The organism is Leeuwenhoekiella aequorea, from assembly GCF_004104375.1.
In the GTDB taxonomy this organism is placed as follows: domain Bacteria; phylum Bacteroidota; class Bacteroidia; order Flavobacteriales; family Flavobacteriaceae; genus Leeuwenhoekiella; species Leeuwenhoekiella aequorea.
Genome location: NZ_QOVM01000003.1, coordinates 289,915 through 315,143 on the forward strand (window position 1 = coordinate 289,915; position 25,229 = coordinate 315,143).

Consider the following 25,229-nt stretch of genomic DNA (forward strand, 5'->3'; position numbering starts at 1 on the left):
ATAATCACAGTATTGTGAAATTTATTTTATTTTAAATGCTTGCATTTTAGGGAAATATGCAACAGATCCTAACTCTTCTTCTATACGAAGTAGTTGATTGTACTTAGCCATACGATCACTACGCGAAGCTGAACCTGTTTTGATTTGTCCTGTATTTAATGCAACTGCAAGATCAGAGATTGTAGTATCTTCTGTTTCTCCAGAACGATGCGACATTACACTGGTATATCCTGCATTATGTGCCATATTTACGGCAGCAATAGTTTCTGTTAACGTACCTATTTGATTTACTTTAATAAGTATAGAATTTGCAATACCATTTTCAATACCTCTTGATAGGCGCTCAACATTTGTAACAAATAAATCATCACCTACAAGCTGAACTTTGTCACCTATTTTTTCAGTTAAAGATTTCCATCCTTCCCAGTCATTTTCATCCATTCCATCTTCGATAGAAATTATAGGATATTTAGCAGCTAATTCAGCAAGGTAAGTCGCTTGTTCCTCACTAGAGCGAATAACACCCTTATCTCCTTCAAATTTTGTATAATCGTACTTTCCATTAACGTAGAACTCAGCTGCAGCACAATCTAAAGCAATCATAACTTCATCACCAAATTTGTACCCGGCATTTTCAACAGCCTTTTGAATACTTTCAATCGCATCTTCAGTACCTTCTAATGTAGGTGCAAAACCACCTTCATCACCCACAGCAGTACTTAAACCTCTGTCGTGAAGTACTTTCTTTAAGTTATGAAAAATCTCAGTACCCATTTTCATAGCATGCGTAAAGCTTTCTGCTTTAACCGGCATAACCATAAATTCCTGAAATGCAATTGGCGCATCACTATGAGAACCACCATTTATAATATTCATCATAGGTACTGGAAGTGTCTTTGCACTAACACCACCTACATAACGATATAATGGCATATTAAGCTCATTTGCTGCAGCTTTTGCTACTGCCAAAGAAACTCCAAGAATTGCATTTGCTCCTAATTTTGATTTGTTAGGTGTCCCATCTAATTCGATCATTGTCTGATCTATTAAGTTTTGTTCAAAAACAGAAACTCCAAGTAATTCTTGTGCAATTATCGTATTAACATTATCAATTGCTTTTAAAACACCTTTCCCCATATAATCTTTACCCCCGTCACGTAACTCTACAGCTTCGTGTTCACCTGTAGAAGCACCTGAAGGTACAGCAGCTCTTCCTAGCACACCATTTTCAGTTAAAACATCTACCTCTACTGTAGGATTACCACGAGAATCTAAAATCTGACGTGCGTGGATATTGATAATTATACTCATATTATTTTAAAATTGATTAGTTATTTAAGCATTAGCAATATACTGAAAAAGCCAGTATTTATATGCGCTAATGGTTTCTTTAGAATTAATTTAATGATAATTTAAAACTTCGACTCACCTAATGAAATTAATGATGATCGTAGATTAAAAAACCGCATTTTTTAAAAATTAATGTATTCAAACAAAATATTTGAATACTATTTTAAGCAGTTTTCTTTTTCATAGAGCCTATAAACTCATCAAAAAGATAAGTAGCGTCATTAGGACCAGGTCCTGCTTCAGGATGATATTGTACGGAAAAGCAAGCCTTATCTTTCATTTTTAGACCCATTACCGTATTATCATTTAGATGCTGATGAGTAACTACGAGATTGGTGTTTGATATAGCCTCATCATAATTTACCGAAAATCCGTGGTTTTGAGATGTTATCTCACCCTTTCCTGAAGTATGATTCATTACAGGATGATTAATTCCTCTATGCCCGTGATGCATTTTAAAGGTACTTATACCATTTGCCAATGCAATGATTTGATGACCTAAACATATCCCGAAGAGCGGCTTATCTGCAGCCAGTATGTCTTGAGTTGTTTGAATAACTTGCTTCAAAGGATCTGGATCTCCAGGTCCGTTAGATAGAAAATAACCATCAGGATTCCAAGCATTCATCTCTTCAAAGGTAGTATCGTATGGAAACACTTTTACATAAATATCTCGGGAGGCCATGTTTCGCAATATATTCTTCTTGATTCCGAGATCAAGAGCTGCTACTTTATAAGACGCATTTTCATCACCAAAGTAATAAGCCTCTTTAGTAGAAACTTTAGAAGCAAGTTCAAGACCATTCATATCAGGCACTTCCGCTAATTGCTTCTTTAATCCATCTATATTCTCAACATCTGAAGAAATTACTGCATTCATCGCTCCATTATCTCTAATGTAAGCAACTAAAGCTCGAGTATCTACATCTGAAATCGCGAACAAATTATTTTTATCTAAAAATGATTGTAAAGATTCGTCAACTCGTGTGCGCGAATAGTTATAACTAAAATTTCTACAGATTAAACCTGAAATTTTTACTGTACCAGATTCTGTTTCTTCATTATTGCCTCCATAGTTCCCTATATGAGCATTGGTCGTCACCATCAATTGACCATAATAAGAAGGATCTGTGAAAATCTCTTGATATCCAGTCATTCCCGTGTTGAAACATACTTCTCCAAAGGCCGTACCCTCTTTATCCCCCACAGCCTTACCATAGAAAATGGTTCCGTCAGCGAGTAGTATTATTGCTTTACGATTGGTTTGATACTTCATGTTGTTAATTTAAATACGATTTGAATTATGGTAAAAATAATTATAAAAAAAAGGATAAACCTAAACGGCTTATCCTTTTTCAATTTATTCGATACAAATGAAAAGTCTATTCTTCTTCATCAGAACCTTTAGTCTCTTTTTTAGGAGCAGCTTCTTTCTTTGCAGCAGGAGCAACTACTTCTGACGTTGCAGCTTTCTTACCAGCTCTACGAGTAGATTTTTTCTTAGTCTTACCTAAGTTATAAATCTCGTTGTAGTCTACTAGTTCGATCATTGCCATATCAGCATTATCACCTAAACGATTACCTAATTTAATAATACGAGTGTATCCACCTGGACGATCTCCTACTTTTACAGCAACATCTCTAAATAATTCTGCAACTGCATCTTTTTGACGCAATTTACTCATTACGATACGACGATTATGAGTAGTATCTACTTTAGATTTTGTAACAATAGGTTCTACAAATTGCTTAAGCGCTTTAGCTTTAGCAACAGTAGTATTGATACGTTTGTGCTCTATAAGGGAACAAGCCATGTTTGCAAGCATAGATTTTCTATGTGCAGTTTGGCGTCCTAAATGGTTTATTTTTTTTCCGTGTCTCATGACATTTATTTTATGCAAACATCTTGCTCAACCCTTTTTGAGGAGCAAACTATGTTGCGTTACTAGTCTTTATCTAATTTGTACTTTGAAAGATCCATACCAAAGTTCAAACCTTTTACATTCACAAGCTCTTCTAGCTCTGTAAGAGATTTTTTACCAAAGTTACGGAACTTCATAAGGTCATTCTTATTGTAAGAAACTAAGTCTCCAAGAGTTTCTACTTCAGCAGCCTTTAAACAGTTCAAAGCGCGTACAGATAAATCCATATCCACTAGTTTTGTTTTAAGCAATTGACGCATATGCAGTGATTCCTCATCATATGTTTCAGTCTGCGCGATCTCATCTGCCTCAAGGGTGATACGCTCGTCAGAGAATAACATAAAATGGTGAATCAATGTTTTTGCAGCTTCAGTTAATGCATCTTTAGGATGTATAGAACCATCAGTAATGATTTCAAAAACTAATTTTTCATAATCAGTTTTTTGCTCTACACGATAATTTTCAATGCTATATTTAACATTCTTTATAGGAGTGTAAATAGAATCAGTAAATATTGTGCCTATAGGTGCATTCTGCTTTTTATTTTCTTCAGCAGGAACATAACCACGACCTTTTTCAACCGTGATTTCCATATTGATATTAACTTTCTTTTCCATATTGGCAATAACCAAATCTGGATTAAGAATTTGAAAACCAGAAATAAATTTCTGGAAATCTCCTGCAGTTAATTGTTCTTTATCAGATACAGAAATTGTTACAGTTTCATTGTCTATCTCATCGATCTGTCTTTTAAAACGTACTTGTTTTAAATTAAGAATGATTTCGGTAAAATCTTCTACAACTCCAGCTATAGTTGAAAACTCATGATCTACACCCTCTACGCGCACAGAAGTAATTGCAAAACCCTCTAAAGAAGAAAGTAATACTCTACGTAACGCGTTACCAACAGTCAAACCGTAACCTGGCTCTAAAGGTCTGAATTCGAACTTACCTTCAAAGTCGGTAGAGTCTATCATTATGACTTTATCGGGCTTCTGGAAATTTAGTAATGCCATATTATGTTTTCTAAGAGTTGTTATTATTATTTAGAGTACAATTCAACGATAAACTGTTCGTTGATATTTTCTGGAATCTGAATACGCTCAGGAACTGCTACGAAAGTACCTTGCTTTGTATCATTATTCCAAGTGATCCACTCATAAACGTGGCTTGCATTTGAAAGTGAATCCTGAATTGCTGTCAAGGATTTAGACTTTTCACGTACTGCAATATTGTCTCCTGGTTTTACTTGGTAAGAAGGAATGTTTACTAATTCACCATTTACTGTAATATGTCTGTGAGATACAAACTGACGTGCAGATCTTCTTGAAGGTGCAATACCCATTCTGTAAACGACGTTATCTAAACGAGACTCACACAATTGAAGTAATACAACCCCTGTAATACCAGTTGAACGTGTTGCTTTCTCAAACATATTACGAAATTGATTTTCTAAAATTCCGTAAGTGTATTTTGCTTTTTGCTTTTCTTGAAGCTGTATAGCATATTCAGACTTTTTACCACGGCGTCTGTTGTTTCCGTGTTGACCTGGAGGATAATTTCTTTTTTCAAAAGATTTGTCATCTCCAAAAATTGCTTCGCCAAATTTACGAGCGATCTTAGTTTTAGGACCGGTATATCTTGCCATTCTAATTGATAATTTGTGGGGTGATTAAGGAATTAAGGTCTAGTCCTTCGCAAAATCGTTGATCCCCGGTTGATATAAAAATAAATAATTAATTAAACTCTTCTACGCTTAGGAGGGCGACATCCATTATGTGGTAATGGAGTAACGTCTACGATTTCTGTAACCTCGATACCACTGTTGTGGATAGAACGAATTGCAGATTCACGACCATTACCTGGTCCTTTTACATAAACTTTTACTTTGCGTAAACCAGCTTCGTGAGCTACTTTACTTGCATCCTCTGCAGCTAATTGTGCAGCATAAGGAGTATTTTTCTTAGAACCTCTAAAGCCCATTTTACCAGCTGAAGACCAAGAAACTACATCACCTTTTTTATTTGTCAAAGAAATTAGGATGTTATTGAAAGATGCTGAAATATGAGCCTCACCTATCGATTCAACAATTACCTTGCGCTTTTTTGTACCTTTAGTAGCTTTTGCGCCTTTCCCTCCACCTTTAGTGTTTTGCTTTGCCATTGTTACTTATTATTTAGTTGCCTTTTTCTTGTTAGCAACCGTTTTACGCTTACCTTTTCTGGTTCTTGAGTTATTCTTAGTACGTTGACCACGTAATGGTAATCCAGAACGATGTCTAATACCTCTGTAACAACCAATGTCCATCAGACGCTTAATACTCATTGAAACTTCACTTCTAAGTTCACCTTCAATTTTATAAGAACCTACAGCATCACGAATGCGACCAATTTGATCATCATCCCACTCGTTTACTTTTAAATTCTCATCAACACCAGCCTCTGCTAATATTTTCTGAGCTCTACTATTTCCGATTCCAAAGATGTACGTCAAAGCGATTACACCTCTCTTTTGTTTTGGGATATCTACCCCTGCAATTCTAGCCATAATCCTTAACCTTGTCTTTGTTTGAACTTAGGGTTCTTTTTATTAATAACGTATAATCTTCCTTTGCGACGTACAATCTTGCAGTCTGCACTTCTTTTCTTTACTGATGCTCTTACTTTCATCTTGTCTAGTATCTATAAGTTATACGAGCCTTTGATAAATCGTATGGGCTCATTTCTAGTTTTACTTTATCTCCAGGTAATAGTTTAATATAATGCATACGCATCTTACCTGAGATATGCGCAGTCACAATGTGACCATTTTCTAATTCAACTCTAAACATTGCGTTTGACAATGCCTCAATAATTGAACCATCTTGTTCTATTGCTTGTTGTTTTGCCATTATGCTACTGCTTTTCTGTTTTTACCTGATTTCATAAGACCGTCATAGTGTCTATTAAGTAAATAAGAATTCACTTGTTGCATTGTATCAATTGCTACACCTACTAAAATAAGTAGAGAAGTACCACCATAAAAAAGTGCCCATCCTTGTTGCATACCCAACACACTTACAGCAACTGCTGGAAAAACAGCAATCAATGCTAAAAATATAGATCCTGGTAACGTAATTTGAGACATAATTCTATCTAAATATTCTGATGTCTCAGTACCTGGTCTAATACCTGCTATAAAACCACCACTTCTCTTCAAATCGTCTGCCATCTTGTTAGTAGGCACCGTTATCGCAGTATAGAAATAAGTGAAAATTATAATTAATAAAGCAAATACAAGGTTATACCAGAATCCAAAGATATTAGTAAATTCGGCTGCTATTGATTGGGCTGTCGTAGATTCAGACAAGCCAATTACAGCACCTGGTATAAACATAATTGCTTGTGCAAATATGATAGGCATAACTCCAGAAGCGTTAAGCTTTAAAGGAATATATTGTCTACTTCCAAATACATTACGCTCGTAGCTACCGCTAGCAGTACGACGCGCATATTGTACTGGTATTTGACGCACAGCCATAACAAGTAATACAGATAGTAGTATTATGACAAACCAAATTACTAATTCAATTAAAATCATAATTAATCCACCATTCGATTCAGATACCCTAGAAATCCATTCTTGAATAAATGATTGCGGTAATCTTGCTATAATACCCACCATAATTAATAGTGAAATACCATTCCCTATACCTTTATCTGTAATTTTCTCACCTAACCACATTGCAAATACACAACCAGTTGTAAGAATAATAACAGAAGAAACAATGAATGTTATATTGCTACCCATTACAAAAGCTTCAGGAGGTAGGATATTAAATAGGTTTGTTATATAACCCGGACCCTGTATAAGCGTAATAGCAATAGTTAACCAACGTGTAATTTGGTTAATTTTGCGACGACCACTTTCCCCTTCTTTCTGTAATTTTTGTAAATATGGTACTGCTATACCCATAAGCTGCACTACAATAGATGCAGAGATATAGGGCATAATACCCAATGCAAATACAGAGGCATTCGAAAATGCCCCACCTGTAAATGCGTTTAATAACCCAAGTAAACCTCCGTCTGTCTGAGCAGACAAGTTGGCTAATTGAGATGCATCAATACCTGGAAGTACTATCTGAGCTCCAAAACGGTATACTAAAAGCAAACCTAATGTTAAAAGAATGCGATTCTTTAGCTCTTCAATTTTCCAAATATTCTTAATCGTTTCTATAGCCTTCATACTAATAATGTTATAAAGTTACTGCTTCTCCGCCTGCTGCTTCTATAGCTTTTTGTGCTGAGGCTGTAAATTTATGAACACTAATTTTCAGTTTAGCTTTTAGCTCACCACGACCTAAAATCTTAACTAAGTCATTTTTACCTACTAATCTGTTTTGAACCAAAACATCAATAGTAACTTCATCCTGGATTCTTCCAGCATCAACGTATTCTTGTAAAGTATCAAGATTTACTCCTGAAAATTCCTTACGGTTTACATTTGTAAAACCAAATTTAGGAACACGTCTTTGAAGAGGCATTTGACCTCCTTCAAAACCTACTTTCTTAGAATAACCTGATCGTGACTTCGCACCTTTGTGCCCACGGCCTGCGGTTCCACCATTTCCTGTAGCTTCACCACGACCTCGCCTGCTGTCGTTCTTTTTTACCGAGCCTGCTGCCGGTTTTAGATTATTTAAACCCATTTTATTGTTTTGTTTAAGCTTCTTCAACAGAAACTAAATGACTCACTTTATTTATCATTCCCAAGATGTTTGAAGTATTTTCATGCTCCACAACCTGGTTCATCTTTGTAAGACCTAAAGCCTCAAGAGTTCTCTTCTGGTTTTGAGTACGATTAATCGCACTCTTAACCTTAGTTACTTTAATTTTTGCCATTGTCTTAAAATTATCCTTTAAAAACTTTATCAAGAGAAATTCCTCTTTGCTTAGCAACAGTCTCTGCACTTCTCAATTGTAAAAGTGCATCAAAGGTAGCCTTTACCACGTTATGTGGATTAGAAGATCCTTGATTTTTTGAAAGTACATCGTGAATACCTACAGCCTCTAATACAGAACGGATTGCACCACCTGCTATTACACCCGTACCAGGAGCAGCTGGCATAAGCAATACTCGCGCACCGCCATATTTACCTTTTTGCTCGTGAGGTATCGTACTTTTACTAAGCGGTATACGCACTAAGTTTTTCTTAGCATCCTCTACAGCTTTTGCAATAGCACTTGCAACATCCTTAGATTTACCAAGACCTTGACCTACAACACCACTCTCGTCACCTACAACAACAATTGCAGAAAAACCAAAAGCTCTACCACCCTTTGTTACTTTAGTAACACGTTGAACACCTACTAAACGGTCTTTAAGATCTAATCCGCTTGGTTTTACTAACTCTACGTTTTTATATTTTTGATACATAACTTCTTAGAATTTTAATCCGCCTTCTCGGGCTCCTTCTGCTAATTGTTTTACTCTCCCGTGATACAAGTAACCACCACGATCGAATGCAACCGCGTCAATTCCTGCTTCTTTAGCCTTCTCAGCTATCGCTTTTCCTACTCGCTTAGCAATATCAGCTTTATTTTCTTCAGATGAAGAAAAATCTTTATCGCGTGATGATGCAGCGGTTATCGTTTTACCCGTAGTATCGTCAATGATCTGCGCGTAAATTTCTTTATTACTTCTATATACAGAAAGTCTTGGACGTTCTGCAGTACCCACAAGAGCCTTACGGATTCTGAGACGTATTTTATTTCTTCTAGTGTATTTTGAAAATGCCATAACGCTATTTTATTATGCAGACTTACCTGCTTTTCTTCTTAATTGCTCACCTACAAACTTGATACCTTTTCCTTTGTAAGGCTCAGGCTTGCGGAAACCTCTAATTTTTGCTGCCACTTGACCTACTAACTGCTTGTCAAATGAAGTAAGTTTTACGATAGGGTTTTTACCTTTATCACTTACTGTTTCAACAGTAACTTCTGGCGCAACTTCCAAAACGATATTGTGTGAATAACCTAATGCCAAATCTAATTTTTGACCTTGGTTACTAGCTCTATAACCTACACCTACAAGCTCTAATGATTTAGTATAACCATTTGCTACACCTTCAATCATATTAGCTATTAAAGCACGGTAAAGACCGTGTTTTGCTTTATCTTCTTTTTTATCAGAAGAACGCTCTAAGGTAATTACACCTTCTTCAATTTTAATATCTATGTTAGAGTACTCTTGTTTAAGCTCTCCTAACTTTCCTTTTACAGTTATCATACCATCTGCTACATCAACAGTAACACCGGCTGGTATTGTAATTGGGTTTTTTCCTATTCTTGACATTGCTCTGTTCTTTTAACTGATTAATATACGTAGCAAAGTACTTCTCCTCCTACATTCTTTTGTTGAGCCTGCTTTCCTGTCATTACTCCTTTTGAAGTAGAAACAATAGAGATCCCTAAACCATTAAGAATACGAGGCACATCTTTAGAAGATGAATATTTACGTAAACCAGGCTTACTTATTCTTTGGATGTCCTTGATAACAGAGTCTTTTGTCTCTTTATCATATTTCAAAGCAATCTTAATTGAACCTTGAGCAGTTTTGTCTTCAAATTTGTAACTTAAAATATAACCTTGATCAAATAAGATCTTGGTTATTTCTTTTTTTAAGTTAGAAGCAGGGATCTCCACAACTCGGTGGTTTGCTGCTGCTGCGTTTCTAATCCTAGTTAGAAAATCTGCAATAGTATCTGTATACATTTATATTAAATTGCGGTCTTGGTTTTCTATTTTAACTATTTAAAATAAAACCTAAAACCAGTTTATTCTTAATTTACCAGCTTGCTTTTTTAACACCTGGTATAAGACCTTGGTTAGCCATTTCACGGAAAGTTACACGTGACAAACCAAAAGTTCTCATATATCCCTTAGGACGTCCTGTTATTTTACAACGGTTATGTTGACGTACAGGAGATGCATTCTTAGGCAGCTTTTGTAATGCCTCATAATCTCCAGCTTCTTTTAAAGCCTTTCTTTTATCAGCATATTTGGCTGCAAGTTTCTCGCGTTTTCTCTCACGAGCTTTCATTGATTCCTTTGCCATAATTACTTCTTTTTAAAGGGCATTCCCAATTGAGTTAATAATGCTTTCGCTTCTTTATCTGTTTCAGCAGATGTTTCAAAGGTAACATTCATACCTTCAATTTTACGAACTTTATCGATATCAATTTCAGGAAATATTATTTGTTCAGTAATACCTAGGCTATAGTTACCACGACCATCAAATCCTGTTGCATTAATACCATTAAAATCTCTTACACGAGGTAATGCTGATGTAATTAAACGATCAAGGAATTCATACATACGCTCACCACGTAATGTAACTTTTGCACCAATTGGCATTCCTTTACGTAATTTAAAAGCAGCGACATCTTTTTTAGACATAGTTGCAATAGCTCTTTGACCAGCAATTGTAGTTAATTCTTCTACAGAATAATCAATCAATTTTTTGTCTGCTACAGCCGCACCTACTCCTCTTGAGATAACGATCTTTTTTAATTTAGGAACCTGCATAACATTTGCATACCCAAATTCTTCCTTCAGAGCTGCGATTATGCGCTCATTATATTCGGTCTTTAGTCTTGAAATGTAAGCCATAACTAAATTACTTCATTTGATTTTTTAGAAAAACGCACTTTCTTATCCCCTTCCATACGGTATCCTACACGTGTAGCATCACCGTTACCATCTACTAGAGATAGATTAGAAATATGAAGAGCTGCCTCTTTCTTCGCAATACCACCTTGAGGATTAGAAGCACTAGGCTTCTCATGTTTAGATACTAAATTAACCCCTTCAACGATTGCTTTGTTCTTATCTTTAATAACACGCTGCACTTTACCTTCTTGACCTTTATGATCACCAGCAGTTACACGCACGGTATCTCCAACTTTTATTTTAAGCTTTGTCATCTTACTTCTGTATTAAAGCACCTCTGGTGCTAATGATACAATCTTCATGAATTGCTTATCACGAAGCTCTCTCGCTACAGGACCAAATACACGAGTACCGCGCATTTCTCCCTGAGCATTTAATAACACACAAGCATTATCATCAAAACGAATGTAAGATCCATCTTGACGACGTACTTCTTTACGTGTACGTACAACAACTGCAGTAGAAACAGCACCTTTCTTTACTTGGCCATTTGGAGTTGCATCTTTAACCGAAACAACTATTTTATCACCTACAGAAGCATATCTTCTTTTTGTACCACCTAACACTCTAATAGTCAAAACTTCTTTTGCACCAGTGTTATCAGCTACTCTTAATCTTGATTCTTGTTGTAACATAATTACTTAGCTCTTTCAATGATTTCTACAAGTCTCCAACTTTTAGATTTACTTAAAGGTCTTGTTTCCATGATCTTTACTGTATCTCCAATGTTGCAGTCGTTTTGCTCGTCGTGCGCTACGTACTTTTTCGTTTTTAAAACGAATTTACCATACATAGGGTGTTTTACCTTTTTTACTTCAGCAACCACAATTGATTTCTGCATTTTATTGCTGGTAACGACACCTATACGTTCTTTTCTTAAATTTCTTTTTTCCATCTTAAGCAGCATTATTGTAATTCGCGTTTTGTAAGCTCTGTAGCAATACGAGCTACTGATCTTCTTAGACCTCTAAGCTGAATGGGATTTTCCAAAGGAGAAATAGCGTGTGCCATTTTTAAATCGGTATAAGCTCTTTTCGCTTTTACTAACTCTTCCTGTAATTCTGCTACAGATAGTTCTTTTACTTCTGATTGTTTCATTTTTCTAGAATTTAGTCAGCTTGATAATCCCTAGCTACTACATATTTTGTTTTAACCGGAAGCTTCTGTGCTGCTAATCGCAATGCCTCACGAGCCACCGGCTCAGAAACACCACCTACTTCAAACAACATTCTACCTGGCTTAACTACAGCTGCCCAATACTCAACGGCACCTTTACCCTTACCCATACGTACTTCCAAAGGCTTCTTTGTAATTGGCTTATCTGGAAATATTCTGATCCATAAAGATCCTTCACGTTTCATAAAACGCGTTGCAGCAATACGTGCAGCTTCTATTTGTCTTGACGTAAGAAAGTTAGAGTCCAATGATTTGATACCAAATGTACCATTAGAAAGTAAATGCCCTCTTCCGGCATTACCCTTCATTCTTCCCTTCTGTTGCTTACGAAACTTTGTCTTTTTAGGCTGTAACATCTCTTTTTACTTTAAAAAATTACTTTCTACGACGTGGCTTTGGTGATCCAGCTCCACGACCGGCCTTTCCTCCTTGCTTCTTAGCAAGACCTACTAAAGGAGATAATTCTCTCTTTCCATAAACCTCACCTTTCATGATCCATACTTTGATGCCCAATCTACCATAAGTAGTATGTGCTTCAACTAAAGCATAGTCAATATCAGCTCTGAATGTTGATAATGGAATACGACCTTCTTTATAAGATTCTGAACGAGCCATTTCTGCACCATTTAAACGGCCAGAAATTTGTATTTTAATACCTTCTGCATTCATACGCATTGCAGCCGCAATAGCCATCTTCGTTGCACGACGGTAAGAAATACGATTCTCAATTTGACGGGCTACTGAGGAAGCAACCAAAAAAGCGTCAAGTTCAGGACGTTTAATCTCAAAAATATTGATCTGAACTTCCTTATCAGTAATTTGTTTAAGTTCTTCTTTCAACTTGTCTACCTCTTGACCACCTTTCCCAATAATTATACCAGGTCTTGCAGTAGTGATAGTAACGGTTACAAGCTTAAGCGTACGCTCAATAATTACTCTAGACACACTAGCTTTAGATAAACGAGCATGAATGTACTTTCTAATCTTATCGTCTTCGGCAAGTTTATCGCCGTAGTCGTTACCACCATACCAGTTAGATTCCCATCCTCTGATAATACCTAGGCGATTTCCGATTGGATTTGTCTTCTGTCCCATTATTATTTGCTTTGTGTGTTATCTTTAGCAGCTAAAACCACAGTAACGTGGTTGCTACGTTTTCTAATTCTGTGTGCGCGACCTTGTGGTGCTGGACGAAGTCTTTTTAGCATACTACCGCCATCCACTCGAATCTCTTTAACAATTAAATCTGCGTCCTCAAGACTTGCATCTTCGTTTTTCTCTTGCCAGTTTGCAATGGCAGAAAGAACTAACTTTTCTACACGACGAGAAGCTTCTTTGTTACTGAATTTCAATATTTGAAGCGCTTTCTCTACTTTCTGACCTCTCACTAAATCCACAACTAAGCGCATTTTTCGAGGTGAAGTAGGGCAGTTGTTCAGTTTTGCAAAGGCTACGTTCTTCTTAGCCTCTTTTATCTGCTCTGCTCTTTCTTTTTTACGAACTCCCATAGCTTCAATTATTTTTTACCTTTATTTTTTGACCCCGTATGACCTCTAAAAGATCTCGTAGGTGAAAATTCTCCTAACTTGTGACCAACCATATTCTCTGTTACATAAACAGGAACAAATTGACGACCGTTGTGAACTGCAATAGTTTGACCAACAAAATCTGGAGTAATCATCGAAGCTCTTGACCAAGTTTTGATTACTGTTTTCTTATTAGCTTCTACATTAGCAGCTACTTTCTGCTCTAATTTATAGTGAACGTAAGGTCCTTTTTTTAATGAACGTGCCATATCTTATTATTTCTTTCTACGTTCTACAATATATTTATTACTCGCTTTAGTCTTAGTACGCGTTCTGTAACCTTTAGCAGGTATACCATTTCTAGAACGAGGGTGACCACCAGAAGATTTACCTTCACCACCACCCATTGGGTGATCGACAGGGTTCATCACTACTGGTCTTGTACGTGGACGTCTACCTAACCAACGCTTTCTACCAGCTTTACCAGAAACGATAAGCTGATGATCACTGTTAGATACAGCACCTATTGTAGCCATACAATTAACAAGAATTAATCTAGTTTCACCAGATGGCAACTTAACTGTAGCAAACTTCCCATCACGAGCCATAAGCTGAGCAAATGCTCCAGCACTACGAGCCATAATAGCTCCTTGTCCCGGACGAAGTTCAATACAAGAAATAATTGTACCCAATGGAATATCAGATAATGGTAATGCATTTCCTATTTCAGGAGCAGAACCAGATCCAGATACAACATTTTGATCTACCTGAAGACCATTAGGAGCAACGATATAACGCTTCTCCCCATCTTGATAGTTCAATAAAGCTATAAAAGCAGTACGATTAGGATCATACTCAATTGTAGCTACGGTTGCAGGAACACCTACTTTATTTCTTTTAAAATCTATTACGCGATAGCGTCTTTTATGACCACCACCAGTATAGCGCATGGTCATTTTACCTTGACTGTTTCTCCCCCCAGATCTTTTCATCGGAGCCAATAGGCTTTTTTCCGGCTTATCAGTAGTGATGGCGTCAAACCCATTTACTACTCTAAATCGCTGTCCTGGGGTGATTGGTTTTAATTTTCTTACTGACATTTTTCTGTCTTAAATGTTATTATAAAAATCAATCACATCACCTTCCGCCACCTGTACAATAGCTTTCTTAAAGCCTTTTGTTTTACCAGTGATCATACCAGACTTTGTAAATTTGGTATTACGATCAGGGCGAACGTTCATTGTTCTAACTTTAATTACCGAAACTCCATAAGCTGCCTCAACGGCATTTTTCACTTGGATCTTATTAGCACCGGGATTTACTTCAAATGTATAACGGCTATTTAGCTCGCTATCCATTGTAGCTTTTTCGGTAATCACGGGTTTTATTAAAATACTCATGTTGTTTACTTACTTAAAGTTTGCTCAATTTCTTCTAGAGAACCTTCTAAAAACACTACATTATGAGCATTCATAATTTTGTAAGTGCTTAATTCTGAACTCGTTATAACCTCAGAGGTCTTCAAATTGCGTGACGACAAATATACATTATTATTTGACTCACCCAACACAAACAAAGACTTTTTATTATCTAGACCTAAAGCCTTTACAACATCAATAAAATCTTTTGTTTTTGGAGTTTCAAATTTAAAATCCTCAACGATTATGATAGCTTTATCATTTGCTTTAAGAGTTAAAGCTGAACGACGCGCTAAACGTTTAAGACCTTTGTTTAATTTGAATGAATAATTACGAGGTCTAGGTCCGAACATACGCCCACCACCTTTAAATACACCAGACTTGATACTACCAGCACGTGCCGTACCTGTACCTTTTTGTTTTTTAATCTTACGTGTACTACCTGCAATTTCTGCACGCTCCTTAGATTTATGCGTACCTTGTCTTTTATTAGCAAGGTGTTGCTTTACATCTAAGTAAATAGCGTGATCATTAGGCTCTATACCAAAAATAGCATCAGAAAGGTTTGCCTCTCTCCCTATTTCTTTTCCTTTAATATCAACTACTGCTACTTTCATTACCTTTCAATAATTACATAAGCGTTTTTGTGACCAGGCACACAACCTTTAACCACAAGTAGATTCTTTTCAGCAACTACTTTTAAAACTCTTAAATTTTGAACTTTAACTCGCTCATTTCCCATTTGACCAGCCATGCGCATACCTTTAAATACACGAGCAGGATAAGAAGCAGCACCAATAGAACCAGGAGCTCTTAATCGGTTATGCTGACCGTGAGTAGATTGACCTACACCACCAAAACCATGACGTTTTACAACCCCTTGGAATCCCTTACCTTTAGATGTACCTACTACATCTATAAACTGACCTTCTTTAAAGACATCTACAGTTACTGTATCGCCTAAATTGTACTCACCATCAAAACCTTGAAATTCAACGATTTTACGCTTAGCAACTGTACCAGCCTTTTTAGCGTGCCCTTGAGCAGCTTTGGTTGCAGTCTTTGCGTCATCGAAACCTAATTGAAGAGCACTATACCCATCAACTTCTTCAGTTCTGACTTGGGTAACAACGCAGGGACCTGCTTCTATAACAGTACAAGGAATATTTTTCCCGTTCTCGTCAAAGATGCTGGTCATACCCACTTTTTTTCCAATTAACCCAGACATATTAATTATTATTGATTATTACTATTTTACTTATTTTTTTGGCCTTAGCCTAAATAAAAACAGGGTCAAAATACTTTCAACCCTGAATGTATTTTTACCGTTTTTCCCTCGCACGCAGCTTAGGACATTTAAATAAATCGGGCTTTAAATTAAAAAGCCCGAAATAATTAGACTTTTATCTCTACTTCAACTCCACTAGGTAATTCTAACTTCATTAACGCATCTATCGTTTTTGAAGAAGAACTGTAGATATCAAGTAAACGTTTGTAAGAGCTAAGCTCAAACTGCTCACGAGATTTTTTATTAACGTGAGGTGAACGTAACACTGTAAAGATTTTTTTATGAGTAGGAAGTGGGATTGGCCCAGTCACTACAGCACCGGTACTTTTTACCGTTTTTACGATTTTTTCAGCAGACTTATCTACTAAGTTATGATCGTAAGATTTAAGTTTTATTCTGATTTTCTGACTCATTTCTTAGTAATTAAGCGTTAGCAATTCCTTTTGCCGCTGCAATAACTTCCTGCGATACGTTCGCTGGAGTTTCTGCATAGTGTGAAAATTCCATAGTAGAAGTTGCACGACCTGAAGATAAAGTACGTAATGTAGTTACATAACCAAACATCTCTGATAATGGCACTGTTGCTTTCACAACTTTTGCACCAGCACGGTCACCCATACTTGTCATTTGACCACGACGTCTGTTAAGATCTCCTACAATATCACCCATATTCTCTTCTGGAGTAATAACTTCAACCTTCATGATTGGCTCAAGAACTACAGCTCCAGCAGCTTTAGCAGAAGATTTAAATCCTAATTTAGCTGCAAGTTCAAAAGATAATGCATCTGAATCCACTGGATGGAAAGAACCATCCTTAAGTGTAACCTTCATCGCATCAACCTCAAATCCTGCTAAAGGACCATTAACCATAGCGGCTTTAAATCCTTTTTCTACTGAAGGAATATATTCTTTAGGAACGTTACCACCTTTAACAGCGTTAACAAACTCTAAACCAACTTTACCTTCTTCAGCAGGTTCCAATGTAAATACAATGTCAGCAAATTTACCACGACCACCAGATTGCTTTTTGTAAACCTCTCTATGATCAGCAGATCTTGTAATAGCCTCCTTATATTCAACTTGTGGTTGACCTTGATTAACCTCCACTTTAAATTCACGTCTAAGACGATCAACAATAATATCCAAGTGAAGCTCACCCATACCAGATATAATTGTTTGACCAGAAGCCTCATCAGTACGCACCTGGAAAGTTGGATCCTCTTCAGCAAGCTTAGATAAAGCCATACCTAATTTATCAACGTCTGCTTTAGTTTTAGGCTCCACAGCAATACCAATAACCGGATCTGGGAAGTCCATACTTTCTAAAACAATAGGATGCTTTTCTGATGTTAATGTATCACCAGTTTTAATATCCTTAAAACCAACAGCTGCACCTATATCTCCCGCTTCGATAAAATCAATTGCATTTTGCTTATTAGCATGCATTTGATAAATACGAGAAATACGCTCTTTATTTCCAGAACGATTATTCAACACATAAGAACCCGCGTCTAAGCGACCAGAATATGCACGGAAAAAAGCTAAACGCCCAACGAATGGATCTGTTGCAATTTTAAATGCTAATGCTGCAAACGGCTCAGTAACATCTGGCTTACGCCATTCTTCTTTTTCTGTATCTGGGTTTGTACCCTTAATACCTTCTTTATCAACTGGAGAAGGTAAATAACGACATACAGCATCTAATAAGAACTGAACACCTTTATTTTTAAAAGCAGAACCACAAATCATTGGAATGATAGACATATCCATTACAGCAGCACGAAGCGCAGCATGCACTTCATCTTCAGTAATAGAATCCTCATCCTCCATATATTTCTCAAGTAAGTTCTCATCATAAGCAGCAACCTCTTCGATTAGCATACCACGATACATTCTTACTTCTTCTTTCATTTCTTCAGGAATAGGCACAACATCAAATGTCGCTCCTTGAGTTTCATCATGCCATACTACAGCACGATTTTTAACAAGGTCTATAATCCCTCTAAAATCAGCTTCATCACCAATAGGTAAAACGATAGGCACAGCATTTGAACCTAACATTTCTTTTACTTGCTTACAAACTTCAAGAAAATTAGAACCTTGACGGTCCATTTTATTCACAAAGCCCATACGAGGCACCTTATAATTATCAGCAAGTCTCCAGTTAGTCTCAGATTGAGGCTCAACACCATCAACCGCGCTAAACAAGAATACTAGACCATCAAGAACACGCAATGAACGGTTAACCTCTACCGTAAAATCTACGTGGCCAGGAGTGTCAATAATATTAAAGTGATAATCTTTTGAATCTGGTAACGGCTGAGCGTTTTCCATTGGGAACTTCCAAGAACAAGTCGTTGCAGCAGATGTGATAGTAATACCACGCTCCTGCTCCTGCTCCATCCAGTCCATAGTCGCAGCACCATCATGCACCTCGCCTATTTTATGGCTAACACCAGTATAATAAAGTATACGCTCAGTTGTTGTAGTTTTACCCGCATCAATATGAGCCGCAATACCTATGTTTCTTGTATATTTTAAATCTCTTTGTGCCATTTTATTTTAGAATCTAAAGTGAGAGAATGCTTTATTTGCTTCCGCCATCTTATGAGTATCTGTACGCTTTTTAACAGCAGCACCTTCTTCTTTAGCAGCAGCTAATACTTCTGCAGCTAATTTAGAAGCCATCGATTTTTCGTTACGCTTACGCGAATAACTAATCAACCACTTCATCGCAGTAGATATCTTGCGATCTGGTCTAATTTGCATTGGTATTTGAAATGTAGCTCCACCTACTCTACGACTACGTACTTCTACGTGAGGCATAACGTTAGATAATGCATCTTTCCAAACTTCCAAAGCAGTTTTCTCTTCGTTGTTTTTCTTTTCTTCTACGATATCCATTGCATCGTAAAAGATTTTAAAAGCTACCGATTTCTTACCATCCCACATCATCATGTTTACAAAACGCGTAACAAGTTGATCGTTAAATCTTGGATCTGGTAAAAGAGGTCTCTTTTTGGCCTGTCTTTTTCTCATTTCTTCTCTTTAAAAGTGTTGATAATTACTTCTTCGGGCGTTTTGCACCATATTTAGAACGACGTTGTAGTCTACCCTGAACACCTGCTGTGTCCAATGCACCACGTACAATGTGATATCTAACTCCTGGCAAATCTTTCACCCTTCCACCTCTAACCAATACTATCGAGTGCTCTTGTAAATTGTGACCCTCACCACCAATGTATGCATTCACCTCTTTACCGTTAGTTAATCTAACACGCGCTACTTTACGCATTGCTGAGTTAGGTTTTTTAGGTGTAGTGGTATACACACGGGTACAAACCCCGCGGCGTTGTGGGCACGAATCTAAAGCAGCCGATTTACTCTTCTTAGTTATTTTGGCTCTTCCTTTTCGTACTAATTGTGAAATTGTTGGCATAATTTCCTTTACCTAATTATAGTTAATCTAATTGCCCCTCTTCTAAGGGCTTGCAAAGGTATAAAATAAATTGAGTAATTCAAGCTATAATTCATTAATTTTCAAAGGTATTTAGCTAATACACCAAAATCACTATTAAACAAACTATAGATTTTAATCTTAATCTAGATTCTTACTAATTGAATACTCAAAAAATACTCTTTAACTTTCTATTAATCATTTATTTGATTATCCCATCTCATAGCTTTAGTCAAAAGATAGTAGTTACTGTAGAAACATTGAATACAAACCAAGACAGCATTGCATCCATATATTTTCCACAGCGAATATTTGAATCGTTAGCTCAACTTGATATCGCCATTAGCAACACCACCACCAAAATGGAGGAATCCGGGTATTTCAGTCACATCATTAAATTAGATAAAGATTATTCAGCTTTCAGCAAAAGAAATTTAAATTTCAATAGCGGTCCACAATCAAAACAAATTACCATACATATTAATGACAGTATCGCAAAAGAGTTTCTACATCAAAAAAAAATTCCTATTAACAATGACCAGCTAATAATAAATACGGAAGATGCAAGAAAATTGCTTACAGATTTAAGCGAGCACGAAGCAAGACATGCTAGACCTACAACCGTATTTCAGTTGAGAAATCTAAAAATAGTAAACGATGAACTCTCAGCCATTTTAACTGTAATTCGCAATAGCAGGCCTAAAGCAACAAAAGTGAAAATTGTTGGCTATCCAAAATTTCCTATTTCCTACACTACTCACTACTTAAAAATTAATCAACGAGCAGACAAGAAATACCTGAACGACATATCTAAAAATTTTCAACAATTACCTTTTGTGGCAAAAACTAAAGATTCTGATATATTAATAACCGAAGAATCAAAAATACTCTATTTATATGGTCAAAAAGCCAAGTCTAATTCTTTTGAAGGATACTTAGGTTTTGGTAATATTAATAACAGTAGTAAATTCGGGATTAATGGAAATTTAGATTTACAATTATTAAATAACTTTAATTATGGGGAATCTCTAAACCTTCTTTACAGAGGAGATGGAAATGACCAGCAGAACCTAAACCTCTCCACACACTTACCTTATGTATTTAAATCCCCTATCACAATTGAAGCCTCGCTAAACTTATTTAGAAAAGATTCTACCTTTTCAACTTCAAGCCAGACGATCGCCTTGCAATATGGACTTAATAGCAAAACACAAATTAATATAACCGCCGGATTTGAAGAATCAACGCTTTTAAAGTTAACTGCAAACGATCTACTTTCTAACTACAATAAAAAGAAGATTGGATTTGGGATTAACTATAAAACCATCAGCGATTCAGAAAGCGTTTTTAAATCATCATTCAAATTAAGCGCCTTACAACGTAATTCTAGTGAACTAAACACAAAAGTTAATCAAATTAAATTTGCAATAGACGCATCAGTCGTCACCTCTAATCTGAAAACCCATCAATTCTATTTAAATGGTATAATAAGAGCATTAGAATCTCAAAATTATTTTGAAAATGAATTGTTCCGATTTGGAGGCAATAAAAGCATTAGAGGTTTTAAGGAAAATCAGCTATTTGCTTCAAGCTATTTTTTAATGCGTACAGAATACAGATTTAAGCCTGCACAAAACCTTTTTCTAAATACGATAACTGATGCAGCATATACCTTTTCTCCAAATCTAGAAAATCCGCTGTTTTTATATAGTTTCGGACTAGGCAGTGGCATACAGACCAAGTCAGGCTTATTATTAATTAATATAGCCAACGGTATTTCTAAAAATACCACCATTCAATTTTCTAACACTATAATTCATATAGGTATTTCAACAGAATTTTGAAAAAATACCCTCTCCTTCAAAATAAACTACATCGCTTAAAAAAATCTTAAAAATCTTAATTTTACAATCCCTAACATACAAACCACAATTAACAATATTGATAATTATGAATATTACTTAACATTAAATTTAAGGCATAATGTTTTTTAACAAATATTTCTCAGTAATATCACACAAAGGCTACACATATTTGATTTAACACCCAATTAATATTTATTAACTAAATTTTTTAATTTTTTTAACACAATAATTGTTTTCTATGTTTTTTTTGATGACATTTAGCTTGGCTAATTCAAATAAATATTAAATATGAAAACAAAATTACAAGGTTTTTTGACACTGCTAATTGTGTTAACGATGCAAATAACATTTGCACAATCCAAAACTGTTACAGGTACAGTTACTGACGATTCGGGAATACCCCTACCCGGTGTGAATGTGATAGTTAAAGGCACTACACAAGGAACACAGACAGATTTTGATGGTAAATACACTATCGCAGCTACAGATGGGAGTACAATTGTCTTTTCCTATGTAGGGTTTGCTAATAAATCTCAAATTGTTGGAAGTTCTAATATCGTTAATGTCACGTTAGAACAAGGAGAACAGTTAGACGAGATAATTCTTACAGCCTTGGGCTTAGAAAAAAAGAAAGATGAAGATTTAAGTTCTTCGACAACTATTAGTACCGAAGAAATATCAAAATCTGGAGAAACAGGCTTAATTCAAGGACTTTCAGGGAAAACATCTGGTGTTAATATTACGAGAAGCTCAGGTGATCCCGGAGCCGGCGCATATATACAAATTAGAGGTCAAAATACAGTTTTAGGTAGCGCCTCACCACTTATTGTATTGGATGGTGTGATTATTTCTAATACAAGCGTGGGGAGTGGAACAGATGGTGTTGTTCAACAATCAAGATTAAATGATATTAATCCTGAGGATATTGCAAATGTTACCGTCTTAAAAGGCGCTGCAGCAGCATCTATTTATGGTACAGGAGCAGCTAACGGAGTAATAATAATCAAAACTAAAAAAGGTAAAGGATCTGGAGGCAAGGATGTTTCTGTAAACTTTAGATCATCAGTTTCATTTGACAAGGTTAATGTTGAATTTGAAAAACAAGGACTTTATGGGCAAGGAAATAACGGTGTTTTTGCAAGAAATACGGGTAACTCATGGGGGGATAAAATAGCAGATCGAGTAGGCGGACCAGACTTAGTTGACACATCGGGGCGGTATTTTGAAGCAGACTCCGGTAATCTTTACTACCCAATTACAGAAAAAAGATCTCAGGAAGTTTTTAATAGCGCAAACAGAGATCAGATATTTGGAACAGGTGTAACTATTGATAATTCCTTAAGCTTAGGTTATGCTACAGACAACACAAATACACTTATTAGTGTATCTGACTTAGATCAAGAAGGTATCATCAAAGGTGGTTCATCTTATAACAGACAAACATTAAGATTTAATCATGAAGCACGTGTTTCTGATAAATTTATGGCAAGAATAAACTCTTCATACTCCAAAGTATCTTCAGAAAGAATTCAACAAGGATCTAATTTAAATGGTCTTTATCTTGGATATTTAAGAACGTCGCCAGATTTTGACAATACAGATTATAAAGGAACTTATTTTAATGATGCAGGTGTAAGTTTTTTAAATGCTCATAGAGGATATAGAAATGATTTAGGTTCTGCTGCTCCGGTTTATAACAATCCAGGCTGGACTATAAATGAACAAGAGAACCCTAATGAAGTAGAACGTTTTATCATTAATCCAGAAATTAACTGGAAAATACTTGATAATTTAAGTTTAACTGGGCGTTACGGTTTGGATTATTATACAGATACTAGAGAAACATTTTTTCCTGTTAACTCTGCAGCAGGATTGGCAACAGGGGCGTTTTTTAGAAATCAAATCCAAGAGAAACAACAAACCTATAACATCTTTTTAAACGGAAGCAATGTAATTACATCAGATATTAATCTTAGCTGGATTCTTGGTGCTCAGTTTGAAGAAAATGATTATCAAAATCTAGGCGGATCCTCAACAATTTTTACAAATCCCTTTGTGGACGACCTTAGGATATTCGGTAATGCAGAGGCAGCAAATGAATCTCCATCTTTGTTCAAATCTCTAACAAGAAAATCGGGAGGTTATGGTGTTTTAAATTTTGATTTGTTTAATCAAATTTTCTTAGAAGCAACAGGTAGAATAGAAAGAGCTTCATCTCTTAATGAAACTATCTTTTACCCGAGTTTTTCTGCGGGATGGGCATTTTCTGAAAATATAGAAGATAAATCAATACTTTCATTCGGTAAATTAAGAGCATCCTACGGAGAAGTAGGTATAGAGCCTATTGCATACGCAAGTTTAACTACTTTCGGCCCTGGTGGAATCGCATCTTCTTGGGGTGATGCTTTATCAGCATCTGTTTATGGAAACCCATTTACTAGAAGTACGACAAAAGGTAATCCAGACTTAACTGTCGAGCGAATAAAAGAATTTGAAATTGGTACCGATTTGAGATTTGCTAATAATAGAATCTCTTTAGGCGCAACCTACTACAATAGAACTACCGAGGATGCTTTATTACCAATTGATCTTCCATCATCTACAGGATTTTCGAGTGTTTTGCAGAATGCTGCAGAAATCTCAAACAAGGGTATAGAATTAGACTTAGGTCTCAATATAATTCGTAGTGAAAATATAAAATGGGATATAAATATTAACTACTCTAAAAATGACAATATCGTTGAAAGTCTTAGTGGCGTACAATCCTATTTCTTAAATGGCTTTACAGGAACCTCATCTCGAGTTGTTGAAGGAGAACCTTTTGGAGCTCTTTGGGGAGTATCTTTTGCTCGAGATGAAGCTGGCGATTTAATTCTTGACGCCAATGGCTTTCCTACACAAGCTAGTCAAGAAGGAGTAATTGGTGATCCTAACCCAGATTGGAGAGGTGGTATAAGCACTTCATTATCATTTAAAGGATTTACCGTAAGTGCACTAGTAGAAACTTCTCAAGGAGGTGATATTTGGGGAGGTTCGAATGGGGTACTTAATACGTTTGGTATATCTCCTATAACTGCAAACGAAAGCACTTCAACTGAGGCTCTAGTTAATTATAGCGGAGTTACAATTCCTGCTAATACTGCTTTTAGAGGTAATATTCAAGATTTCGGTGGCGGCCCAGTTGCTCTTGACCAAGCTTGGTACGGTAGCCTTGGTGGTGGTTTTGGAGCTGTTGGTGAGCAATTTATTGAAGATGGATCATGGACACGACTTAGAGAGCTATCTCTATTTTACGCTATCCCATCTACTTATGTTGAGAGAATAGGACTTCAAGCAATAGAATTTGGAGTGACAGGAAGAAACCTAATATTATGGACAGATATTGAAGGCTTTGATCCAGAAACGAATTTAACTGGAGCTTCTAAAGGTAGAGGTTTAGAATACTTTAATAACCCTGGAACAAAATCCTATTTATTTACCCTTAAAATTTCTTACTAATTAACTTTAGATAAATC

The 25,229-nt window shown here is 36.2% G+C and carries 36 protein-coding genes; 2 read left to right on the forward strand and 34 right to left on the reverse strand.

Translation table 11 applies throughout. The features are described 5' to 3' along the window. Positions 1–21: 21 nt before the first annotated feature. The 34 genes from eno to rpsL all read right to left on the reverse strand — a co-directional run bounded on the left by eno (position 22) and on the right by rpsL (position 19,831). Complete coding sequence (gene eno, locus DSM00_RS08680) at positions 22–1,311, reverse strand: phosphopyruvate hydratase (protein ID WP_128757646.1); 1,290 nt, start codon at positions 1,309–1,311, stop codon at positions 22–24. A gap of 202 nt (positions 1,312–1,513) precedes the next feature. After that, entirely contained in the window at positions 1,514–2,626 is a 1,113-nt protein-coding gene (carA, locus tag DSM00_RS08685; RefSeq protein WP_128757647.1) for a glutamine-hydrolyzing carbamoyl-phosphate synthase small subunit, read from the reverse strand. A gap of 106 nt (positions 2,627–2,732) precedes the next feature. Next, on the reverse strand, positions 2,733–3,233 hold the full coding sequence (gene rplQ, locus DSM00_RS08690; protein WP_128757648.1) for a 50S ribosomal protein L17: 501 nt from the start codon (positions 3,231–3,233) through the stop codon (positions 2,733–2,735). Between the two features lie 62 nt (positions 3,234–3,295). Continuing rightward, positions 3,296–4,288 (reverse strand): DNA-directed RNA polymerase subunit alpha, encoded by a 993-nt coding sequence (locus DSM00_RS08695; RefSeq protein WP_128757649.1) that lies wholly within the window; start codon positions 4,286–4,288, stop codon positions 3,296–3,298. Between the two features lie 26 nt (positions 4,289–4,314). Next, positions 4,315–4,920 carry a 30S ribosomal protein S4 gene (rpsD, locus tag DSM00_RS08700; protein ID WP_128757650.1) on the reverse strand — a complete coding sequence of 202 codons (606 nt, stop codon included), beginning with the start codon at positions 4,918–4,920 and terminating at the stop codon, positions 4,315–4,317. 92 nt (positions 4,921–5,012) lie between these two features. After that, positions 5,013–5,435, reverse strand: coding sequence for a 30S ribosomal protein S11 (rpsK, locus tag DSM00_RS08705; RefSeq protein ID WP_035899755.1), 423 nt, complete (start codon positions 5,433–5,435; stop codon positions 5,013–5,015). A gap of 9 nt (positions 5,436–5,444) precedes the next feature. Beyond that, positions 5,445–5,819: a 30S ribosomal protein S13 gene (rpsM, locus tag DSM00_RS08710; RefSeq protein WP_128757651.1), complete on the reverse strand. Its 375-nt coding sequence runs from the start codon at positions 5,817–5,819 to the stop codon at positions 5,445–5,447. Between the two features lie 5 nt (positions 5,820–5,824). After that, positions 5,825–5,941 (reverse strand): type B 50S ribosomal protein L36, encoded by a 117-nt coding sequence (gene ykgO, locus DSM00_RS08715; protein ID WP_009779203.1) that lies wholly within the window; start codon positions 5,939–5,941, stop codon positions 5,825–5,827. A 5-nt stretch (positions 5,942–5,946) separates the two neighbouring features. Then, positions 5,947–6,162, reverse strand: a complete 216-nt coding sequence (infA, locus tag DSM00_RS08720) for a translation initiation factor IF-1 (RefSeq protein WP_028376332.1) — start codon at positions 6,160–6,162, stop codon at positions 5,947–5,949. Then, on the reverse strand, positions 6,162–7,499 hold the full coding sequence (gene secY, locus DSM00_RS08725; protein WP_128757652.1) for a preprotein translocase subunit SecY: 1,338 nt from the start codon (positions 7,497–7,499) through the stop codon (positions 6,162–6,164). Before secY ends, infA begins: the two co-directional genes overlap by 1 nt. 10 nt (positions 7,500–7,509) lie before the next feature. Continuing rightward, positions 7,510–7,962: a 50S ribosomal protein L15 gene (gene rplO / locus DSM00_RS08730; protein ID WP_028376334.1), complete on the reverse strand. Its 453-nt coding sequence runs from the start codon at positions 7,960–7,962 to the stop codon at positions 7,510–7,512. Positions 7,963–7,975: 13 nt separating this feature from the next. Then, positions 7,976–8,155 carry a 50S ribosomal protein L30 gene (gene rpmD / locus DSM00_RS08735; RefSeq protein ID WP_128757653.1) on the reverse strand — a complete coding sequence of 60 codons (180 nt, stop codon included), beginning with the start codon at positions 8,153–8,155 and terminating at the stop codon, positions 7,976–7,978. A 10-nt stretch (positions 8,156–8,165) separates the two neighbouring features. Further along, a complete protein-coding gene (gene rpsE / locus DSM00_RS08740) occupies positions 8,166–8,690 on the reverse strand; it encodes a 30S ribosomal protein S5 (RefSeq protein WP_028376336.1) in 525 nt (174 codons plus the stop codon). Positions 8,691–8,696: 6 nt separating this feature from the next. Further along, a complete protein-coding gene (gene rplR / locus DSM00_RS08745) occupies positions 8,697–9,053 on the reverse strand; it encodes a 50S ribosomal protein L18 (RefSeq protein ID WP_128757654.1) in 357 nt (118 codons plus the stop codon). A gap of 12 nt (positions 9,054–9,065) precedes the next feature. Next, entirely contained in the window at positions 9,066–9,608 is a 543-nt protein-coding gene (gene rplF / locus DSM00_RS08750; RefSeq protein WP_128757655.1) for a 50S ribosomal protein L6, read from the reverse strand. Positions 9,609–9,628: 20 nt separating this feature from the next. Next, positions 9,629–10,027, reverse strand: a complete 399-nt coding sequence (gene rpsH / locus DSM00_RS08755) for a 30S ribosomal protein S8 (RefSeq protein ID WP_128757656.1) — start codon at positions 10,025–10,027, stop codon at positions 9,629–9,631. A gap of 73 nt (positions 10,028–10,100) precedes the next feature. After that, on the reverse strand, positions 10,101–10,370 hold the full coding sequence (rpsN, locus tag DSM00_RS08760) for a 30S ribosomal protein S14 (protein WP_128757657.1): 270 nt from the start codon (positions 10,368–10,370) through the stop codon (positions 10,101–10,103). Between the two features lie 2 nt (positions 10,371–10,372). Further along, complete coding sequence (gene rplE / locus DSM00_RS08765; protein WP_128757658.1) at positions 10,373–10,924, reverse strand: 50S ribosomal protein L5; 552 nt, start codon at positions 10,922–10,924, stop codon at positions 10,373–10,375. 2 nt (positions 10,925–10,926) lie between these two features. Then, entirely contained in the window at positions 10,927–11,238 is a 312-nt protein-coding gene (gene rplX, locus DSM00_RS08770) for a 50S ribosomal protein L24 (RefSeq protein WP_128757659.1), read from the reverse strand. Positions 11,239–11,250: 12 nt separating this feature from the next. Beyond that, on the reverse strand, positions 11,251–11,619 hold the full coding sequence (gene rplN / locus DSM00_RS08775) for a 50S ribosomal protein L14 (RefSeq protein ID WP_128757660.1): 369 nt from the start codon (positions 11,617–11,619) through the stop codon (positions 11,251–11,253). Between the two features lie 2 nt (positions 11,620–11,621). Next, positions 11,622–11,879 carry a 30S ribosomal protein S17 gene (rpsQ, locus tag DSM00_RS08780; protein WP_128757814.1) on the reverse strand — a complete coding sequence of 86 codons (258 nt, stop codon included), beginning with the start codon at positions 11,877–11,879 and terminating at the stop codon, positions 11,622–11,624. 11 nt (positions 11,880–11,890) lie between these two features. Beyond that, the gene (rpmC, locus tag DSM00_RS08785) at positions 11,891–12,082 is read right to left on the reverse strand and encodes a 50S ribosomal protein L29 (RefSeq protein ID WP_028376345.1); all 192 of its coding nucleotides are present in this window, start codon (positions 12,080–12,082) and stop codon (positions 11,891–11,893) included. Between the two features lie 11 nt (positions 12,083–12,093). Beyond that, the gene (gene rplP, locus DSM00_RS08790) at positions 12,094–12,516 is read right to left on the reverse strand and encodes a 50S ribosomal protein L16 (protein ID WP_128757661.1); all 423 of its coding nucleotides are present in this window, start codon (positions 12,514–12,516) and stop codon (positions 12,094–12,096) included. Positions 12,517–12,535: 19 nt separating this feature from the next. Continuing rightward, positions 12,536–13,255 carry a 30S ribosomal protein S3 gene (gene rpsC / locus DSM00_RS08795; protein WP_128757662.1) on the reverse strand — a complete coding sequence of 240 codons (720 nt, stop codon included), beginning with the start codon at positions 13,253–13,255 and terminating at the stop codon, positions 12,536–12,538. 2 nt (positions 13,256–13,257) lie between these two features. Further along, positions 13,258–13,668, reverse strand: coding sequence for a 50S ribosomal protein L22 (gene rplV, locus DSM00_RS08800; RefSeq protein WP_128757663.1), 411 nt, complete (start codon positions 13,666–13,668; stop codon positions 13,258–13,260). Positions 13,669–13,676: 8 nt separating this feature from the next. Then, positions 13,677–13,955: a 30S ribosomal protein S19 gene (gene rpsS, locus DSM00_RS08805; protein WP_128757664.1), complete on the reverse strand. Its 279-nt coding sequence runs from the start codon at positions 13,953–13,955 to the stop codon at positions 13,677–13,679. 6 nt (positions 13,956–13,961) lie between these two features. Beyond that, on the reverse strand, positions 13,962–14,786 hold the full coding sequence (gene rplB, locus DSM00_RS08810) for a 50S ribosomal protein L2 (RefSeq protein ID WP_128757665.1): 825 nt from the start codon (positions 14,784–14,786) through the stop codon (positions 13,962–13,964). 9 nt (positions 14,787–14,795) lie between these two features. Next, positions 14,796–15,086, reverse strand: coding sequence for a 50S ribosomal protein L23 (rplW, locus tag DSM00_RS08815; protein ID WP_028376351.1), 291 nt, complete (start codon positions 15,084–15,086; stop codon positions 14,796–14,798). Positions 15,087–15,091: 5 nt separating this feature from the next. Further along, complete coding sequence (rplD, locus tag DSM00_RS08820) at positions 15,092–15,721, reverse strand: 50S ribosomal protein L4 (protein WP_128757666.1); 630 nt, start codon at positions 15,719–15,721, stop codon at positions 15,092–15,094. Continuing rightward, entirely contained in the window at positions 15,721–16,332 is a 612-nt protein-coding gene (rplC, locus tag DSM00_RS08825; protein WP_128757667.1) for a 50S ribosomal protein L3, read from the reverse strand. Before rplC ends, rplD begins: the two co-directional genes overlap by 1 nt. A 167-nt stretch (positions 16,333–16,499) precedes the next feature. Further along, entirely contained in the window at positions 16,500–16,805 is a 306-nt protein-coding gene (gene rpsJ / locus DSM00_RS08830) for a 30S ribosomal protein S10 (RefSeq protein ID WP_009779180.1), read from the reverse strand. Positions 16,806–16,815: 10 nt separating this feature from the next. Next, positions 16,816–18,948, reverse strand: a complete 2,133-nt coding sequence (fusA, locus tag DSM00_RS08835) for an elongation factor G (protein WP_128757668.1) — start codon at positions 18,946–18,948, stop codon at positions 16,816–16,818. Positions 18,949–18,954: 6 nt separating this feature from the next. Further along, positions 18,955–19,431, reverse strand: coding sequence for a 30S ribosomal protein S7 (gene rpsG, locus DSM00_RS08840; protein WP_028376355.1), 477 nt, complete (start codon positions 19,429–19,431; stop codon positions 18,955–18,957). 25 nt (positions 19,432–19,456) lie between these two features. Beyond that, positions 19,457–19,831 carry a 30S ribosomal protein S12 gene (rpsL, locus tag DSM00_RS08845; protein WP_009779177.1) on the reverse strand — a complete coding sequence of 125 codons (375 nt, stop codon included), beginning with the start codon at positions 19,829–19,831 and terminating at the stop codon, positions 19,457–19,459. 224 nt (positions 19,832–20,055) lie between these two features. On the opposite strand from rpsL, the gene DSM00_RS08850 reads away from it, so the two are divergent. Next, complete coding sequence (locus tag DSM00_RS08850; protein ID WP_128757669.1) at positions 20,056–21,693, forward strand: BamA/TamA family outer membrane protein; 1,638 nt, start codon at positions 20,056–20,058, stop codon at positions 21,691–21,693. Between the two features lie 309 nt (positions 21,694–22,002). After that, positions 22,003–25,212 carry a SusC/RagA family TonB-linked outer membrane protein gene (locus tag DSM00_RS08855; RefSeq protein WP_128757670.1) on the forward strand — a complete coding sequence of 1,070 codons (3,210 nt, stop codon included), beginning with the start codon at positions 22,003–22,005 and terminating at the stop codon, positions 25,210–25,212. Positions 25,213–25,229 lie beyond the last annotated feature (17 nt).